This is a genomic window from Haliscomenobacter sp. (assembly GCF_040403615.1).
Classification (GTDB): domain Bacteria; phylum Bacteroidota; class Bacteroidia; order Chitinophagales; family Saprospiraceae; genus Haliscomenobacter.
On the sequence record NZ_JBBAKG010000058.1, the window covers coordinates 1,846 to 20,532 of the forward strand.

Consider the following 18,687-nt stretch of genomic DNA (forward strand, 5'->3'; position numbering starts at 1 on the left):
GCATCCTTACCGAATGGGCCGGATTACAAAACCGGCACAAAACGGCATCAGGCACTGGATCGATTCGATTTATGATAATGCATGGAAAAAACAATGCGATGAGTGGATTATACGTGAAGGTATAATAACCATGTTCCTGGACGATATCAAGTTCTTGGTATTACCTAATCTGTTATGGCCTTTTGATCCTGACAATCAAGCACAATGGAGAGCGGCATTTCCTTCACTAGTGCCTGATCACTATATAAATTTAGACTCTGCTAATTCTCCACAGGCCATCTGTGGCAACAATCCTTTTCGAGGAGATGATCCAGGATATCATTCCAGTCCTGCCGGACAAGAAATCATTGCTGAAAACTTCTATCAGCATTGGCTTGCTCATTTCAACTGAGATTCAATCATGGCCCGCATGGCATCAAACTTTTCTTGCCGCAGTTGAAACAATCGATTGTGATTGTGATCTAGTACAGGGCGAACTTTTTGCAATATGTCTTGCGGATTTTGTTTGCTCAATGCTTTTACTTGTTCAAATGCCTGTGTCCAGCGTTGAACTTTATCAGTAACTGAGTCATAACTTTCATCCAGCACACTGTCAAAAGTTTCAAATCCCAACATGCGCAAGTTGGCCAACCACCCACTCGCACCAAAATGCACAAATAGTCTGCGGGCCAGCACACACTTGCCTATTTTTTCTGCTGCCAAAAAACAATTTCCATCGCCTAGTGTTTCAATAATGATGCTGTAATAACAACGGTTCCAGATTTCCCACGGCACCTCTGATGATATGGTGTTATCAAGTTTGCCACCACGGACTTCCCATGTAGGATCCAGGTTTGGACTTACATAGGGATATTGCATTTCAATGCCGGGAAATTTTTGTTGTACACCTAGACTAACTTTATGATCCCTTAAACCCATAAAAATATTTCTATAGTTCACGATGCTTTGATCTAACAGTCCAGATTGTTGAAAACTCAACATTACAAAATCTCTATGCTCTCGTCTTGCTCCCAGTAGACATTCCCACAAAAACGGTCTATCCATTGGAAACTCTTCACGTGGTGGATTCCATTGCAAAAATGTAAACATCCATGCTGGCCTATAAATGGTCCTGGAGTCCAGTGTTTCATCCGAGTACAATCCTCCCACAGTCAGCAACCAATTTTTTGCACCAGTGGTTTCTATCCAGTTGATCAAATCTGTTTGCCTACGAAATTCGATGTCGGTGAACAACACCAAATCAAACTGTGTTAAGTCTAATCCGTCGAATTCAGTTTTGTAAGCAAAGTCTTTTGGGTTGTTGTAGTAAACAGGAAGAACTGCAATACTTGTGGGTTGTTCCAATGCTGTGCTTAGATCAACCACCTGAGGGTAATCAAACCCCCAGTCAATTGCTTGATATCCAGGAGAATATACCTTAAGGTTTTGCCAATTGTTCACGTATCTTGTCCATATAGTATTCAAAGTTTACCACCGCTTTACGGTCCCAGTCAAATTGCAAACTTCTGCTTAGATCCGGTACTGCATCACATACCGCAGTATGATAATTGGTATCGAAGTTACCTATCTTTTCCATGTCATCATAATGATATCTGCGTTGAAATTCCATTGTGACGTCTTGACGACTCATGGCCCAGTTGCCGATAAATTCATATTCACTGAACCAGCGTACGAGTTCTCCGTTGCCCCAAGGTGGCACTGTTGGCTCAGGTGGGCATAAGTCAATCATGGCATCTAGCCATTTTTTCTTGTGTGTCTGTTCCAAGAACTGTACCAGATCGTTGAAGTCTTTTTTCAGTACAGGCACAAATTCTGAAATAAAACAATGCGGAGTCAAGCGTTCAAATCCCAGAGCATTTTTAATACTCTCATAGTAACCCCAACTGTGACGTTCATTTTCTAATACCATGAAGTTTAACTTGCCATTTTTGAAGGGTTCATAATCCTTGATCAACAAACAATCGCAGTCGTGCATGATCATGAGATCGTAATCAAGATAATCTAAGAATGCAAACTTGATGGCCTGTTGACGCAACCAGTATGTTCTATAATCACCGTCAAACACCCAGTTGTTGACTTCAGGATATAATCTGTAGATTTCAGAATCTGGGGCATAGTCAAATTTTGTAGTGTCTATGCCGTATTTTTCAAATATAGGCCACAGTTCTTCTTGGGGTACAGGACTGGCAATACAAGTCCTATCCACACCAATGAGGTGCCGGGTAAACTCTGGTTGCAGGCTCATGATAGCATGCGGTACACGGTAACGTGCTAGATATAAAATTTTTGCACTGGTCATATTTTCCTTTTAAAGTATGTTTTTTAATTGATTGAGCAACTGTTGACACATTGATACAGTCTGCCATCAGCAATGCTGTTGCGGCTCCAGGTTTGCTCTACAGAGTCAAACCAGTCTAAGCAATGTGCCAAATCATATTCGAGTGCGTTGTTTTCTCTAACCAATTGTTTTGTTTGTGAGTTACCTGGGTGGTGCATGGTGTCAGGATAGAATCCCAGATAACAACAGGGGTACACTGATCCATCTGCGGCTATGTAGATTTCTTGCTTGATCTTGTGTTGACACCGTAATTTTAAATCAGGAACATCTTTATGAGACTGTACTGTGCGCTGATCAAACCACGTGATATGGCTCTGCACCAAATCTTTGATCTGCGGTATACGGTCAGCAGGTCCGGAGTCTGTGCCAATCCTATGACTGTATTCTCCTGTTCTTGAGAATACCGGTCCTGAATCGCGTCCATCATAAATGTTTTCAAACTTGACAAATCCCATGTCGTTTGCCAGTTGTCGACATTGCTCTTCTTGATGCCTGTTGTGATCAAACGGCACAAACCTCCATACAGCACGACCACCGGCAGTGATAAATGCCTGTGCATGGGCAATGATTCTATTCCAGTCAGTGTCTTGCCTGTACAACGCATGAGTATCTGCCAGGCCATCTAGTGCAAACCCTATTGTGACTCCGGGCTTGGCCAACCTCCGCCACCAATCATGGTTGCGTAAACTGCCGTTGGTGTTGATGTTTATTATAATATTGTGGACCACAAGATACTCAACTATCTCTAGTGCGTCTTGTGCTGATGCAAAATCTCCTAAATTGCCATTGAAATTGGCATGGGTCAACTGATGGATCACTGGACCGACAATGTGTTGAAATTGAGTCAGGGTCAATTCAGTGTCAGGATACCCTGAATTATAATCCATACCTCTGTAGTTGCGCATACACATGGGGCAACGTGCATTGCACCGTGTGGTTAGTTCTACATGCACACAGCGTATTTCTGACAGTTTAAGCATACAAATATTTATAGTAGTCTATTTTGATAAATATTAAATGCGAACTGAATTTGTACTAGCTCTAACTGATGTCCACTGCAACTGGTCTGATGAGCCTCCGCGCTACAGATGCTATGTTAATGATGAATTGTTTACAGAACGCACTTGGATCTGGGCCAACCATTATCTAGAAGAACAGTTACAGATACTGGCCGAACCTGGTCAATATCAAATACGCTATGAGTTGGTTGATATTGAAAGTGCCACACTGACCACCAACAACTATAGAATCACACACGGTCCTGCTAGTGTGGATCAAGACGGTAATATTTTAATTCAGGAATCCTCACATGAAAATGCATGAAATAATGGAAACTGCGTCTGCAGGCGCCAGTTGCGCAGGCGGAATGGCTCCTACTGCAACTCCCATGGGCATGATCGCAAGAAATGGCGGAAGCATGCTGACAGGTAAATATGTAACGAGTTCGGATCCCACACCCAACACGCCCAAGGAATACAAAAGGAACAAAAATGCTCGCGGACAGTTTAAAAATTCTATTAGCAACTGAATATGCATTCAGTCTCAAAGCTCAATTGTTTCATTGGAATGTGGAAGGGCCTGACTTTGCTCAGTTGCACAAGTTTTTTGGCAAACTATACGAAGAAGTCTACAACAACAGCATAGACCGCACAGCAGAATACATTAGAGCACTAGGTGATTACGCACCTGGCAGTTACGAACGCTTTAGTGAACTTACCATCATCAAAGGACAAACAAAAATCCCACGTGCCCGTCTCATGATCGAAGAACTGTTGGCCAATAACACCCAACTACTGGATCTACTGAACGAAACATTTGCTGTTGCTGAACAAGAAAATCAGCAAGGCATTGCAAATTTTATAGCAGAACGCATTGATGCTCAACAAAAGCATGGCTGGATGCTGAGAAGTTTCTTGAAAGATGAGCGGGCATGATGGATCCCATCTACAGCATAATTGAAAGACTGGCCTTGATTGAGGGAAAGAGCACCCCAGTCTCAGTCCAGCACGGTTTGAATCAACAACAAAAAGGTGTACCGCAATTGCCGGCCTTGTTCAAGCCACAAAGTATCAGTACCACACTGACCAAGAAGCCCTATCAGAAACATCCTGCAGATGGTTACATGGTTGGTGACTCAGTGGAGCCTCGCAAACCAAGTCTTGAAGAAGCCATGCAAGAAGTTGGAGAAGACATGGTCAGTCGCGTGAAGGGACAGTTTGCTGATTATCTTGAGAAACTAGAAAAAGAAAACAAACTCGACAGCCACTTGGTAAACAAAGCCAAACATGATCTCAATATCGGTGATGATGGCGAGGTAGATGAAAACGCTACCTGGGACCAGGAAGTGCAACCCATTGGCGATCCTGCTGATACAGAAGTAGCACACGGCGTTGAAGATCACATAGCGGCTTCAGTGGCAGCACCTGCTGCTCCGATGTCGGCTGTGAGTGAATCACCAGCAAGAACATACACCCTAGAAGATGGCACATGCCTGGAGTGCTATGGCAATGACGAGTTAGGTTACGAAGTACGCCACGGTGAGCGTAGTTTGCCCACAAGATTCCCCCGCATTGACCATGCTGACATGGCAGTGCGACTGTTTCAAAAGCGTAGACAGAAACAAGACCTATCCCAAGATTATATAGAAGAACGATAATATGATAGTAGACCAATTATTCACACCCAAGCCCCTCCAAGAAGGCGGTCCATACGACTTGCCAGGTATTGATTATCCACGCTCTGGTGATACGCCACCAAAACGCCGTAGTGCTCCTAGTGACTATCCTTACAGTAAAGAACAGGATGATGATTACTTCCGCGAAATCTTCCGCAAGAAACGTGAAGCTGCTAAAAAGGCGGCACAAGATAAAGAGCAAGGTGTGGCGGAAGGTTCAGAACAAAATTTATACTTAAATTACATGTCTGATAAACATCTAGAAGAAGGTTTAACAGATTTTATATCAAAGAAATTTGGAAAAAACAATCAGATTGATCCAGCACAATCAGCAAGTCAAACCGATGCACAAACAGCCCCACCTGCCAAAACAGGTGGAGCCCAAAGACAAGCCTATGCTGGTACAAATCCTGCTACCGGTAAACCTTGGACTGTGGACGAATTACAGGCTAGAATGAATCCAGGTACTTCTACAGCACCTGCACCAACACCAACAGACACAGCAAAACCTGCCGCAGGCACATTCCCCGGCGAAGATCCAAAGGGTCCCGGCTATGCTGGACGTAGAGAAGTTGCTCGCCGTCAGGCTGCACGTGATGCTGACGCCGCCAAGAAACCGGCCGCACCTAACTTTGCTCAACAAGGTGGCGGATACAAGAGTGTGAACTATGCACCTAATATCAAGACTGGTATCAACTTACCTAAGCCAACTGCTCCAGCAGGAACCAAAGTAACTGCCGGCGGCCCAACCGCAGACGAAAAAGCCAAACTGGATCAACGTATTGCACAAGCATTAAAACAACCAGTAACAGAAATGTTACAAATGGTTGAGACCAAAGAAGATGTACAACGTATCAAACAGTTTGTTGACGACACCTTTGTCCGGTACGGTGCTGTGAATGAATCAGCATTTGCCGTGCGTAACCAGATACTTGAACACGTGACCCAAACAGGTGCTCAACGTCGTAGAGAATATAGCCAGCGAGTGGCCCACTAACTCAGCCTTAGGACCGAGTGGGCGGCTTCTGCCTCAGATCAGGAATTCGCTACTCCTGATCGAAAGTGAGCACTAATCACATTAGCGGCATGTTCGTGTGCAGGAGTATTAAAATGATTACCATGCACACGTGAATAACCTTGTGCCTCACACCAAGGTACAAATCCTTGTCCTTCAAACGTTGCAATTTTACTTTGGTCTATTGAAGAAATTATTCCACCTATATAAGCATCGGGTTCTTGATATAACCTACTGTGTAACACTTCATTGTTGTCAAACAAGAACACATAAGGTATGTCACGTGATTGCAGGAAACTCTGCACCAATACCATCTCTTTAAGGGCTGTGCTCACTCCAGTGTACTCCCATTGTCCGGGGCCTTGATACCAATGCTCCTCAAATCCAGATCCAGGTTGATAGGTACTCAAGTTGGTAGCGGTCCAACCATGTTCGGTTCTAAACTCTGACCGTGTGGTACTGGTCCAAGATACCAATACCATATCATTTTGATAATTAGGATAACTCAATACTTTCCTGGCTATTTTGCTATTTGATGTTAAAGACTTGGCCTGTGAATCGTATTCAATGCTCAGTTGATTAGCAATAATCTTTGGGTAAGGCACAATAGTTTTATCAAAGGCCATGATAGGACTAGACCCAAATGCTATTAATCGATTCATAGGTACGCCTGATCCAACCAAGATCTTGATATCTTACCCGATGGACCAACAGGAACTGTATCAACCTGTTTGATCATAGCAACACGACAGTGGGTTTCTAGTGTTAGTAAAAATTGTACAATGTCTTGTGAATCACACGCACCTACATACAAGCATTTTACAGAATTTGAACCAAATATTACACAATGTTCTAGCCCTGGCACACCGGCAAGCAATTGTTTTTCTAAACTGTCAGGATTGAGTTTTTTACCTCGGATGTTGATCTGATCTCTATGCCGACCTAGAATTCGATAATAACCATGTTCATCCTGCTGTGCTAGATCTCCGGTGTTGTACCATCCGGGTTGAAACACACAAGGGCCTTGTATGTACAATTGACCATCTACTATGTATGCTTCAATACCATCGGGTAATCCAACTGTTCCTATTCGTTGTTCTCCATGCAAGGGATTGGTGAAACAATGACTCAATGCTTCAGTCATGCCAAACGCCTCACACACTGGAACACAAAATCGATCCACAAGATGTTGGTATAATGAATTTGATAATGGCGCACTTGCAGATCTTACAAAACGTAAATTATCAAAATCCAATTGTGACACCACACGTAGTATATCTGGTACTGCGGTAACAAATGTTGGTTGATATTCCGGCAGCCGCCTTATGTCCTGTACTTTGAGAAAGTGTGTTTCACATTGTGCCCGTTGTGTGGCCCAATAAAATCCTTGACCATGTGCATGCCATAGTGGCATTATGCTTACATATCTATCATTGGCCGAAAGATCATAACTGCTACAAATAGTTTCGGCTGTCATGTCTATTTGTTCTTGCGTAAAACTGCAAAACTTACTGTCGCCGGTGGTGCCGCTGGTGTACCAAAACACACGCTCATTGCCATGGTTGCCGCCGGGTCGATTTTGAACGCCTTGATCGGTTATCAACACACTCCAATCGGCAGCATCCAATAAATATTTGCGGCGTGAGTCTACCGCAGAAGGATTCACAATCATGATGCTGTAATCATCTAATTGTTTGATATAGTCCTGGGGATTTTCTACGCAAAGTACGGCTCGTTTCATGTGAATACTTATTTGCCAAATCGCTTGCTATCTACAATTTAACCCTGTATAATTTAGTTTTAGGAGACACTATGACAGCAAAAACATTCAATGGTGATCAAAAGATCAAACTCACCCAAATCATCAATGAGGGCATGCAAGTCATGCATGAGATTGACACCTTGCAAGGTGGACTTAATGACACTATCAAAGCCGTAGCAGAGGAACTAGAAGTCAAGCCTGCTATCTTGAAGAAGGCCATCAAATTGGCACACAAGGCCACATTCGGACAAGAAAAACAAGATCACGAAACACTGGAAACTATTTTAGAAACAGTTGGCAAAACTCTTTGAGTGTATGCATCAAAATCAGTTTGTGTCTAATAATATGTTGTCCCAAAAGGCATGGACTGTGTGTGGCCCAGTGTTTCAGGAATTGAGAACATGTGTTATCAAGCATGAGCCACATGTCAAATTTCATGATTTTGATACAATGGTTGAAGAAAACTTTTTAATAGATCCGGGTAAAATTATAATTCTATCCCAAATTGGAGATCTATTAGAATTTGGCAAATTCAAACATATTTTTAAAAGCAATCTTGAATACTACAAGCAAACTGGCAAGAAAAAAAACTTTTTTATCTTGTTAACCGCATTTGAGTATGACCCAGTTGAGGTCATAGAATTTGAAGACATTTTAAAAATATACTTTGTTCCTACATTCTATGAGCATTACAACAACATAATAAAAGTCAACGAATATGATCTTGTTGACGATTTAAAATTTCACTTTTTGAGTTATAACGGAAGGTCGTCTTTGCTAAGGACCAGTTTGTTTTGTTATTTTTATAGAAAAAATTTGCTAGACAAATCAATTTTTAGTTATTTAGGATATAGCGGACGAGACACACTACGCAACAGATTTGACACACTAATTAGCCGTGATGCTGATTACTATTTAAACAGGTACAACTTTGATAAGATGACCGATCGATATATTCCACCAAGTGAAATATTTGATCTAATTCCGTATCGAATTGAAAATGAATCAATCAGTAACGGTGGGATTCCTCCTATATCAAACATTGACACATACAATCAGACATTTTGTAATTTGGTATCCGAAACATACAAAGGACAACATGCACCGTTTTTTACTGAAAAAATTTTTAAACCTATAGCTGCAAAACAACCTTTTATTGTGTTTGGATCTCGATATTCGTTAAAATTTTTACAAGACATTGGGTTTAAAACGTTCTCACCGTTTATCGATGAAAGTTATGATGGTTTAGAACAACCTCATCGATTCAATGCTATTCTGTCAGAAATTGATCGTATTGCAGGCATGTCATTGACTGAGTTAACAAAATTAAAAGCAGATATAAAGTCTATAGTTGATTACAATTATAATCATTTTTATACAACTTTGCCGAACATGTATCTCAATGATATTTCTATAGTTAGCAACGAGATTGATTTGCTGATTACGCAACAACTAAAATACTTCTAATTATTTTACATGATAAGTAACAATGAGTCGCTCACTCAACGAGCATGTATCGTGGCCTACCAGCCACAAATGGAGAAAAATTGAGTTATATTGACGCCTTATTTGATCGTGAGCACGATCGCATTCATACTGTAGAACGGCGCAATGGCGACGAGACCCTGGAAACAATTTTGGAAACTGTGGGCAAAACACTCTAAATGTATTCTGTATTTCAACACTGGGATCCACTAAAGGTCTGTGTGGTAGGAAGAACCTACGATCCAGAATTTTATTCATGGATTCAAAATGACAACATGCGTCAGCGTTTCCAACGCATGGCTGAAGAGACCGAGCAAGATTATCAAGGTCTTATCAGTCTACTACAAAAAAAATTCGGTGTACAAGTAGTAAGGCCGGAGTTTCCTGAAGATCTCTCAGTGTTAAAACTAAATGATCGATGGATACAACCTCCGGTAACTCCTAGAGATTATTACCTAATGGTTCATGACCAACTGTGGGTTCCTACCGTGCCTAACCGTAGTCATGCAAATCATGTGTTTAATAGTCAGACAACATTGGACAGACAAGAATTTGATCGTAGGGACCAACAGCAACACACTGCCAAACTCACGTGCTATCAAAATATATTTGATCTAGTTCGACAACAAGGTAACCAAGTGAGGTCAACTGAACTAGATGTTGTCAGTGGATGCTTTGTAAGTCGCATTGGCAGAGATTTATTTTTTGCCACACAAAGCTATGATGAAGATCAATCTGTACTTAAAAACAAAGTTGATCAGTTGTTTCCAAATACTCGTAACAGGATTGTCAATGCAGGGGGCCACGGAGATGCAACATATTGTCCAGTGGCGCCTGGCTTGATCATAAGTTTGCGTGACATTCCTACTTATGCTGATACATTTCCTGATTGGGAAGTGGTATACTTGCCCCCGAGCAATTACGCACACATGAGAGAGTTTGAAGGGTCTATGAAAAGTACCAAAGGAAAATGGCACATGCCGGACTTTGAGTATGATCAACACATGGTGAACATGGTCGAATATTATTTTGATACCTGGGTGGGTCAAGTGAGCGAAACTGTATTTGACGTCAACATTTTGATTGTGGATAATAAAAACATTGTTGTATCTGCTCACAATGATCAAGTTGAATCGGCTTGTGCTAGACATGGCATTGATGTTCATGTGGTGCCATTCCGTCACAAATATTTTTGGGACTGCGGAATTCATTGTGTAACCAATGATTTACATCGTGAAGGAACAATGCAAACTTTCCTCGGGGATCTGCATGGTTAATGACCTGTACAAGGATCAGTTGATGCTGAACCACCCCAGTCGAGACTGGAGTAAGGTAGTGTTAAAAACTGTTTCCCAAGTGCTGAATCACAACAACTGGAAAATTAATTCTACCAATCGTAAAGACCATGCAACATATACAAAAAATAATCGTACTCTCGAAATAAATTTTTGTCATAATTCGGTCAAGGAAGATCAGAGAGATTACTATGTCACTGATGGAGTTGTAAATTCTCTAGATTGGAAAACCATAACTTTGGCACCTGAGTACTTTGGTGTGTATCATTACAATTTTAACTATGTCAATTCGAAACCCACAAAAAAGTTCAACTGCTTTATAAATCGAGGATGTCAGTTTAGACAAAGTTGGATGTACCAGTTTGTTCGTCAATCTTTGTTGGACCATGGACACATAAGTTACTGGTGCGAGCATCGATTAGGCACGTTGTCCGCTAGTGAAAATTTTGAAATGTTGTTGATTGGCAATGAAATTTTTGAAAAGGAACACCAGCAATTACAGGGCAAAATTCCATACAAAAATTTTACATCTTCGATAGAAGATGCTATACTTGATAGCGAAAGAACTGTGATCCTTGAAACATTTTTTGATGATCCTGACGCCATTGTTTTTTCCGAAAAAATCTGGCGCAGTATACAGTTACCAAGGCCCTGGTTGTTGTTGAGTTCTGTTGGTGCGGTGTCGTGTTTGCGTGACTGGGGGTTCGATGTGTTTGATGACTATATTGATCACAGTTACGACCAAGAGATGTTGAATTTTAAAAGACAAACCATGATTCTTGATCAACTGCTGACACCTATTGATTATACCGACTCAGTACTGGAAGATTTTGAACGCCGGGCTCAACATAATCAACAACTTTTGCAGGAATTACAGTCCGCCTGGCCCAACAAATTTGAACAAGTTATTGACCAAATACAAAAAATTAATTGACCTACAATAATTTTATAAGTAACAATGAGTCGCTCACTTAAAGAGCATGTACACGGCTAACCGGCCACAAACGGAGAACAATGAGTTATATTGACGCACTATTTGATCGTGAGCGTGATCGCATTCACACTGTAGAACGCCGCAATGGCGAACGTGTGTATCGAGAATATCCTGCTAACTATATTTTCTATTATGATGATGCCCGAGGTAAATTCCAAAGCATATACGGCACACCCGTATCAAGATTTTCTACACGCAATAACAAAGAGTTCCGCAAGGAAGTCCGCGCTCACAGCCACAAGCCGATTTATGAAAGCGACATCAATCCAATCTTTAGATGCCTTGAAGAAAACTACAAGGACCAAGATGCGCCTGAACTTCACACAGCGTTTTTTGACATTGAGGTGGCTTTTGATAAAGACCGCGGCTTCTCACCTGTATCAGACCCTTTTAATCCCATTACTGCGATTTCAGTCTACTTAGACTGGCTAGACCAACTGGTCACTCTGGCTGTGCCTCCCAAACATTTGAGTTGGGAAACCGCTCACGAACTGGTCAAGGACTTTGAGAACACAATCTTGTTTGCTGATGAAGCAGAAATGATTAAAACATTTCTTGAATTGATCGATGACGCAGATGTGTTGAGTGGCTGGAACTCAGAAGGCTATGACATTCCTTATACTGTGAACCGCTGTATTCGTGTGTTAAGCAAAGATGACACACGTAAGTTTTGCCTATGGGGGCAACTGCCCAAGAAGCGAGTGTTTGAACGATTTGGTGCTGAGAACGAAACTTATGACTTGATTGGTCGTGTGCATATGGACTATATGCAACTGTATCGCAAGTACACATATGAAGAACGTCACAGTTATAGCCTGGATGCTATTTGTGAGTATGAACTAGGCGAACGCAAGACACAATTCGAAGGCACACTGGATAGTTTGTACAACCAACACTTCAAGACATTTATTGAGTACAACCGCCAAGACACATTGTTGATTGGTAAACTAGACAAGAAACTGCGCTTCTTGGATCTTGCCAATGAACTGGCACATGCCAATACAGTACTATTGCAGACCACCATGGGTGCTGTAGCCGTGACTGAACAGGCCATTATCAACGAAGCACATGAACGTGGCATGGTTGTGCCCAACCGCAAGCAACGCCTTACAGACGAAGACACACAGGCCGCTGGCGCTTATGTGGCCTATCCCAAGAAGGGTGTGCATGAATGGATTGGAAGTGTTGACATCAACAGTTTGTATCCCAGTGCGATTCGTGCCATGAACATGGGTCCAGAGACTGTGGTAGGACAACTGCGTCAGACCATGACTGATAGACTGATCAAAGCCAACATGGCCAAGGGACAGAGTTTTGCGGCTGCCTGGGAAGGCATCTTTGCCAGTTTAGAATACACAGCCGTGATGAATCAAGAGCGTGGCACTGAGATTACAATTGACTGGGAGTCGGGCGAAGAGTCGGTACACTCGGCCGCGGAGATCTGGAACATTATTTTTGACAGCAACCAACCTTGGATTTTAACTGCCAATGGTACTATTCTTACATTTGAGAAGAAAGGCATTATCCCCGGCTTGTTAGAGCGTTGGTATAGTGAACGCAAAGACTTACAGGCTCGAAAGAAGGACGCAAAAGATGCCAAAGAAATTGCTTTTTGGGACAAACGACAATTGGTTAAAAAGATTAACCTCAACAGTTTGTACGGGGCTATTCTTAACCCGGGCTGTAGGTTCTTTGACAAACGTATTGGACAGTCAACAACACTTACTGGTCGTTCAATTGCCCGGCACATGGACGCTCATCTTAATGAGCTCATCACAGGCGAATACGACCATGTGGGAAAAGCAGTTATATATGGTGACACAGACTCGTGTTATTTCTCCGCATGGCCGGTCCTCAAGAAAGAAGTTGAAGAAGGCCGGATGGCATGGTCAAAAGAAACTTGTATTCAACTGTATGACAGCCTTGCTGAACAAGTCAACGAAAGTTTTCCTGGCTTCATGGAACAGGCTTTCCATTGTCCCCGAGACATGGGTGAACTGATCAAGTGTGGTCGTGAGACTGTGGCAGACCGTGGATTGTTTATCACCAAGAAACGCTATGCTGTGAATGCCATTGACATCGAAGGCAAGCGACTGGATGTCAACGGTGCAATTGGCAAAACCAAGGCCACAGGACTTGATTTAAAGCGATCAGATACCCCCAAAGTAATTCAAGACTTCTTGTTAGAAATTCTAAATAAACTACTTGCTGGTGCTGGCAAGGATGAGATTGTGGAACGTATACGTGAATTCAAGTATGAGTTCAAAGAGCGTCCAGGCTGGGAGAAAGGTTCTCCCAAGCGTGTGAACAACTTGACCAAGTATGCGGCAGAAGAAACTCGATTGGGCAAAGCCAACATGCCAGGGCATGTGCGAGCCGCAATCAACTGGAACAACATGCGCAAGATGAACGGTGACAACTATAGTATGCAGATTGTGGATGGCATGAAAACTATTGTGTGTAAACTCAAGTCAAATGCACTTGGGTGGACTAGCATTGGCTATCCCACAGATGAACAACGACTGCCCACATGGTTTACTGCGTTGCCATTTGATGACGGCGAGATGGAGGCCACTGTGGTGGATGGCAAGGTCGATAACTTGTTGGGTGTGCTGGATTGGGACCTGGCATCGGCAACCAACACAGAAAATACATTTACCAGTTTGTTTGACTTCGAATGAAACTCAGCGATATTGTTGCACGTTTAAATTTACTTGATTCACTAGATGTTGCAAGTGAATGTGCTACAGCCACCGGTACATTAAGTCATATAACGCATGTTGTGACCGAACATGCCAAGCCATATCAAACTGACAGCGATAACATAATAAAAACATATAACGAATTGTCTAGTAATATTGCAAAATTTTCTGCACAAATTGAATTGTTAAAGCAAAATTTACGATCTGATATTGCTCAACAAGAACAAGAATATTTGGCTGATAGTTTACATGTGTATCAGGAAGAAATGATTCATGATACCACGGACGGTATTCTAAATAGACGTATGAGAATTGACGACGAGGATGATATTGTATTAAGAACACGTCTTAAAAATTTAACCGATTGGCGATTGCCTGGTATGATCATACGCCCAGGTGTAGAAACCTATATTGAAGACATGGTACCGTTGGATCCTTTGTATGTGGTGGATCATGACTCAGAATTGATGCGGCCAGCAATTAGCAAGTTCACACCAGAATATCAACGCAGACTGCGTGAGTATGTGATCAACGACTGGGCAGATGGTCCTGTACTAGACAAACTGCCCAACAATCAGTTTGGTACAATATTTGCCTATCACTATTTTAATCACAAGCCCATGCCAATAATTTGTAAATTCCTAACAGAATTTTATGAAAAACTACGACCCGGTGGCAGTGTGCTCATGACCTACAACAACTGCGATCGAGCGCACGGAGTAATTCGATCAGAACATGTATGGATGCTGTACACTCCACGTCGTTTGATTGAAAAGCATGCTATCGAGACAGGATTTGAACTGATCAACGCCTACGATGGTAAAGGCGATGTAAGTTGGATAGAGTTTCGCAAACCTGGGGACATTGTTTCCTTGCGAGGTGGGCAGACTTTAGCCAAAGTACTTGCAAAAACTGAATAAAACCTGTATACTTTAAACTTAGGAGAAACTTATGAGAGATTACTTGTTAGACTTGGTAGAACACACTTACGACCTCGGTTGTATTGATTTGGTTAAAATTGTTGGTGACACCAGCAAGAGCGAAATTGTTGGCTTGGCAGAAGATTTAAGCGTGGTCATTCGCGGCAACTTCCACAACCCTGTGGCAGACTTTGTGGGTACATTTGGTATGCCTAATCTAGGCAAACTAAAAACTTTGTTGAACTTGCAAGAGTACAAAGAAGATGCCAAACTTGCTATTACCAAAGGCTCAACAGGTGAGCCAGATGGCATTAATTTTGAAAACAAAATTGGCGACTTTAAAAATAACTATCGTTTTATGACATCAGGTGTGGTAAGTGAGAAGTTAAAGACTGCCAAGATTCGCCCTGTGACATGGCACATTGAATTTGAACCAACCAATGCGGCTATTCAACGAATGAAGTGGCAAATGAGTGCCAATGCCGAGGAGGCAAACTTCCAGGCCAAGACTGAAAACGGTGATCTCAAGTTTTTCTTTGGTGATCACTCTACACACTCGGGCAACTTTGTGTTCCACCCGGGCGTGAGCGGCCAATTGAAACGTGCCTGGGCCTGGCCCGCCAAACAGTTTGTGAGTATCATGGACTTGACCGGTGACAAGAAAGTACGCATCAGTGATGATGGTGCCGCAGAAATCACAGTTGACTCTGGACTGGCAGTGTATCAATATCTATTACCAGCACAGAGCAAGTAATGACTGATCCTGTTGTTCAAGACAACTTAACTGCCAAGCAAAACGACTACGCTGTGTTCCTTCCGGCCATCAGCGGGTTCTATGCTACATTCATAGGCAAGCAAAGGAATGAACCCTATGTGGATCCGGCGAGATTGCCTCAGGGCATTAGTGACATGGAGCAACTTAATTGGCTTAACTCTACCAAAGCACTTTTTCCTTACCGTTGGTCCCTATACTCTGGAGGGCATGCAAATCTCGATCTTGCTAAACAAGACTGGTCGGAAGACATGGTACGGAACAGAGAGCCTGGCACGTTTATCCTCGGGGATTCAGGCGGTTTCCAGATTGCTAAGGGCTTGTGGGAAGGTGACTGGAAGGCCAACTCAGGTTGTGCCAAGGCTCAAAAGAAACGAAGTCTAATCCTAAACTGGCTAGACAACGTTGCTGACTATGGTATGATCTTGGATATTCCCACATGGGTCATTCACGACAAGAAAGCGTCGGCGGCTTGTCAAATTACTACGCTACAAGAAGCAGTGGATGCTACCAAGTTCAACAATGACTACTTCATGAAACACCGCCGGGGTGTGGCAAATGGTGGTGCCAAGTTCTTGAACGTGCTACAAGGTGACAATCACACATCAGCAGACCAGTGGTATGAGACCATGAAGGAATACTGTGATCCTGCTGTGTATCCAGGCACACACTTTGACGGTTGGTCCATGGGTGGACAAAACATGTGTGACGTACACCTGGTACTTCGCAGACTGGTAGCACTGCGCTATGACAATTTACTTCAAGAAGGCAAGCATGATTGGATGCACTTCTTGGGAACCTCCAAACTGGAGTGGGCTGTTTTATTAACTGTAATCCAAAGGGCCGTAAGAAAATATGTCAATCCAAACTTCACAATCTCGTTTGACTGCGCCAGTCCGTTCCTTGCAACAGCAAACGGACAGGTCTACTTTGAAAATGTCTTTGAACACGATAGCAAATGGTCGTATCGCATGGCTCCTTCAGCCGATGACAAAAAATACTCCACAGACACACGCAAGTGGGGAACAGGCGTAGTAGCAGACGGTATCTATCCACGTTGGGAAGATTCACCAATCAGTGATCTACTCAAGATGAAAGATATTTGCATCTACCGGCCAGGCGATCTAAATAAGATTGGCAAAGAAGGCAAGACATCATGGGATTCATTCTCATATGCGTTGCTCATGGGTCATAATGTTTGGATGCACTTGACCGCAGTACAAGAAGCCAATCGACGTTTTGATGCAGGAGAACATCCTGCTATGATGCGTCGAAGCACTGGTGACTATGCTCGATTTGAAGACATTGTGGAAGCAATCTTTGCGGCACCAGATCGAGAGACTGCCGATGCTATTATCGAAGAATATGACACATATTGGATGGAGATTGTGGGCACCCGAGGATTCAAAGGTAAAAAAACTAAAAATGCTCGCACACAGTTCAATGCATTGTTTGAATTCGAAGAAATTGACTCTGTACAACCAACCGATGATAGTGTACAATTAGACACATCAGCACTAGATCTATTAGAAAATGAACAGACCTGAACACGAAAACGTCAACTTCTTTGTAGGTACAGAAGTAGAACGCACTCCGGCATTTGGCAAGAAAACTTTGTTTGTGATTGATGTTCAATCAACAGTGGAAATACTTAGTAACTTCCACAGCAACGGATGTGAGCATATCTTTTTTGGTGCCAATCACAGTTTCCATCCTGACAACAGGCTAGCGTGGCAACGTTGGGAAAGCATGATTGAACCATTTCTACAAGACGGATACCTGTGTAGTTTGGACATTCCAATCACTCACGTGGATGAGTTCCATGATGGTCCGTTATGTGACTACAGAAACTTTATTCCACAGATTCGAGTAAGTCTACCCTATACAAAGTTGTGGAATTACAATACAATGTTAAAAATAGATGACAAAGACTTTGCCGCTACCAATCCCGGCGTTTGGTGTCATAGTTTGCATGGCCTAATGAGCCGTAGAACATTTACATCATGGGATGACTATAAACAGGATCAAACATTATGAACCAACGAGCACAAGCCTTAACAGAACAACGTGAGCGAATCATGGGCCAAGCAGAACGTAAAATTTGGGTCACGTTCCGCAAAGAAGGGATTCACAAATATCCCGCGGCAGCAACAGACCCTTCATTAGCAACAGGAGATGAATATGATGTTTCGTTTTTGGCCAGTCCTCATCGCCATATTTTTCATTTCAGGGTTTGGATTGACGTATTCCACAACGACCGAGATGTGGAATTTATACAATTCAAGCGATGGCTCGAAAAACTGTATTCTAGCAACCAAGGTGTATTGTCGCTAGATTATAAAAGTTGTGAGATGATTTCCGACGATCTGTATCTACAGATTGCAACAAAGTATCCAGATCGTGCGGTCTGGATTGAGGTGGCCGAAGATGGTGAGAACGGTGCCTTGATCAAGTATGAACTTTCTCGCCCTAGTCTGTCAATTAAAATTTAAGAGGTATCACAATGGCCAAGCCCATTATCAAATCCAATCCACGTGTTGCTGAGATCTTCAATGATCTTGAAGTGTTCCTGGAGTTCTGTCAGGACTATGGATATCGTTACAACGAATCGGACCTGTATAACTTCAAGAGTTATGCATGGCAACAGTTCAACAAGTGGCATCAAGGCAAAAACGCCAAGAACATGTGGAACGAAGATTCACGTCGCTTTGCAGGATTCCGCGCATGAGG

General features: G+C 42.6%; 21 protein-coding genes. 16 read left to right on the forward strand and 5 right to left on the reverse strand.

Features of this window, described 5'->3' with window-relative positions; genetic code table 11:
* Positions 1–391 (forward strand): hypothetical protein (locus ABW391_RS17945; RefSeq protein WP_353483284.1); only part of this gene is annotated, 391 nt, incomplete at its 5' end.
* Here the strand turns inward: ABW391_RS17945 and ABW391_RS17950 are convergent.
* The 3 genes from ABW391_RS17950 to ABW391_RS17960 are packed head-to-tail and all read right to left on the reverse strand — an operon-like array spanning position 379 to position 3,318.
* Positions 379–1,464 carry a hypothetical protein gene (locus tag ABW391_RS17950; RefSeq protein WP_353483285.1) on the reverse strand — a complete coding sequence of 362 codons (1,086 nt, stop codon included), beginning with the start codon at positions 1,462–1,464 and terminating at the stop codon, positions 379–381. The two genes, ABW391_RS17945 and ABW391_RS17950, sit on opposite strands and share 13 nt — an antisense overlap.
* The gene (locus tag ABW391_RS17955; RefSeq protein ID WP_353483286.1) at positions 1,418–2,299 is read right to left on the reverse strand and encodes a hypothetical protein; all 882 of its coding nucleotides are present in this window, start codon (positions 2,297–2,299) and stop codon (positions 1,418–1,420) included. Before ABW391_RS17955 ends, ABW391_RS17950 begins: the two co-directional genes overlap by 47 nt.
* 23 nt (positions 2,300–2,322) lie before the next feature.
* Positions 2,323–3,318, reverse strand: a complete 996-nt coding sequence (locus tag ABW391_RS17960; RefSeq protein ID WP_353483287.1) for a radical SAM protein — start codon at positions 3,316–3,318, stop codon at positions 2,323–2,325.
* Positions 3,319–3,355: 37 nt separating this feature from the next.
* On the opposite strand from ABW391_RS17960, the gene ABW391_RS17965 reads away from it, so the two are divergent.
* The 4 genes from ABW391_RS17965 to ABW391_RS17980 all read left to right on the forward strand — a co-directional run bounded on the left by ABW391_RS17965 (position 3,356) and on the right by ABW391_RS17980 (position 6,009).
* Positions 3,356–3,661 (forward strand): hypothetical protein, encoded by a 306-nt coding sequence (locus ABW391_RS17965; protein ID WP_353483288.1) that lies wholly within the window; start codon positions 3,356–3,358, stop codon positions 3,659–3,661.
* 167 nt (positions 3,662–3,828) lie between these two features.
* On the forward strand, positions 3,829–4,272 hold the full coding sequence (locus ABW391_RS17970; protein ID WP_353483289.1) for a Dps family protein: 444 nt from the start codon (positions 3,829–3,831) through the stop codon (positions 4,270–4,272).
* Positions 4,269–4,994 carry a hypothetical protein gene (locus ABW391_RS17975; protein WP_353483290.1) on the forward strand — a complete coding sequence of 242 codons (726 nt, stop codon included), beginning with the start codon at positions 4,269–4,271 and terminating at the stop codon, positions 4,992–4,994. Before ABW391_RS17970 ends, ABW391_RS17975 begins: the two co-directional genes overlap by 4 nt.
* Position 4,995: 1 nt before the next feature.
* A complete protein-coding gene (locus ABW391_RS17980) occupies positions 4,996–6,009 on the forward strand; it encodes a hypothetical protein (RefSeq protein ID WP_353483291.1) in 1,014 nt (337 codons plus the stop codon).
* Positions 6,010–6,047: 38 nt separating this feature from the next.
* Here the strand turns inward: ABW391_RS17980 and ABW391_RS17985 are convergent, their stop codons facing one another.
* Together ABW391_RS17985 and ABW391_RS17990 are read right to left on the reverse strand one after the other, a co-directional pair.
* Positions 6,048–6,653, reverse strand: a complete 606-nt coding sequence (locus ABW391_RS17985; protein WP_353483292.1) for a hypothetical protein — start codon at positions 6,651–6,653, stop codon at positions 6,048–6,050.
* A 32-nt stretch (positions 6,654–6,685) separates the two neighbouring features.
* On the reverse strand, positions 6,686–7,768 hold the full coding sequence (locus ABW391_RS17990; protein ID WP_353483293.1) for a class I adenylate-forming enzyme family protein: 1,083 nt from the start codon (positions 7,766–7,768) through the stop codon (positions 6,686–6,688).
* A gap of 71 nt (positions 7,769–7,839) precedes the next feature.
* On the opposite strand from ABW391_RS17990, the gene ABW391_RS17995 reads away from it, so the two are divergent.
* The 11 genes from ABW391_RS17995 to ABW391_RS18045 all read left to right on the forward strand — a co-directional run bounded on the left by ABW391_RS17995 (position 7,840) and on the right by ABW391_RS18045 (position 18,685).
* Positions 7,840–8,100, forward strand: a complete 261-nt coding sequence (locus ABW391_RS17995; RefSeq protein ID WP_353483294.1) for a hypothetical protein — start codon at positions 7,840–7,842, stop codon at positions 8,098–8,100.
* 4 nt (positions 8,101–8,104) lie between these two features.
* Entirely contained in the window at positions 8,105–9,256 is a 1,152-nt protein-coding gene (locus ABW391_RS18000) for a hypothetical protein (protein WP_353483295.1), read from the forward strand.
* Positions 9,257–9,453: 197 nt separating this feature from the next.
* Positions 9,454–10,551, forward strand: coding sequence for a hypothetical protein (locus ABW391_RS18005; RefSeq protein WP_353483296.1), 1,098 nt, complete (start codon positions 9,454–9,456; stop codon positions 10,549–10,551).
* A 22-nt stretch (positions 10,552–10,573) separates the two neighbouring features.
* The gene (locus tag ABW391_RS18010) at positions 10,574–11,503 is read left to right on the forward strand and encodes a hypothetical protein (RefSeq protein WP_353483297.1); all 930 of its coding nucleotides are present in this window, start codon (positions 10,574–10,576) and stop codon (positions 11,501–11,503) included.
* An 80-nt stretch (positions 11,504–11,583) separates the two neighbouring features.
* Positions 11,584–14,244, forward strand: a complete 2,661-nt coding sequence (locus ABW391_RS18015; protein ID WP_353483298.1) for a DNA polymerase domain-containing protein — start codon at positions 11,584–11,586, stop codon at positions 14,242–14,244.
* The gene (locus ABW391_RS18020) at positions 14,241–15,185 is read left to right on the forward strand and encodes a class I SAM-dependent methyltransferase (RefSeq protein WP_353483299.1); all 945 of its coding nucleotides are present in this window, start codon (positions 14,241–14,243) and stop codon (positions 15,183–15,185) included. Before ABW391_RS18015 ends, ABW391_RS18020 begins: the two co-directional genes overlap by 4 nt.
* A gap of 31 nt (positions 15,186–15,216) precedes the next feature.
* The gene (locus ABW391_RS18025) at positions 15,217–15,939 is read left to right on the forward strand and encodes a hypothetical protein (protein WP_353483300.1); all 723 of its coding nucleotides are present in this window, start codon (positions 15,217–15,219) and stop codon (positions 15,937–15,939) included.
* 155 nt (positions 15,940–16,094) lie between these two features.
* Positions 16,095–17,504, forward strand: coding sequence for a hypothetical protein (locus ABW391_RS18030; RefSeq protein ID WP_353483301.1), 1,410 nt, complete (start codon positions 16,095–16,097; stop codon positions 17,502–17,504).
* A complete protein-coding gene (locus ABW391_RS18035) occupies positions 17,491–17,994 on the forward strand; it encodes a hypothetical protein (protein ID WP_353483302.1) in 504 nt (167 codons plus the stop codon). Before ABW391_RS18030 ends, ABW391_RS18035 begins: the two co-directional genes overlap by 14 nt.
* Entirely contained in the window at positions 17,991–18,449 is a 459-nt protein-coding gene (locus ABW391_RS18040; protein ID WP_353483303.1) for a hypothetical protein, read from the forward strand. The genes ABW391_RS18035 and ABW391_RS18040 overlap by 4 nt, the downstream gene beginning before the upstream one ends.
* A gap of 11 nt (positions 18,450–18,460) precedes the next feature.
* Positions 18,461–18,685 (forward strand): hypothetical protein, encoded by a 225-nt coding sequence (locus tag ABW391_RS18045; RefSeq protein ID WP_353483304.1) that lies wholly within the window; start codon positions 18,461–18,463, stop codon positions 18,683–18,685.
* Positions 18,686–18,687: the final 2 nt, after the last annotated feature.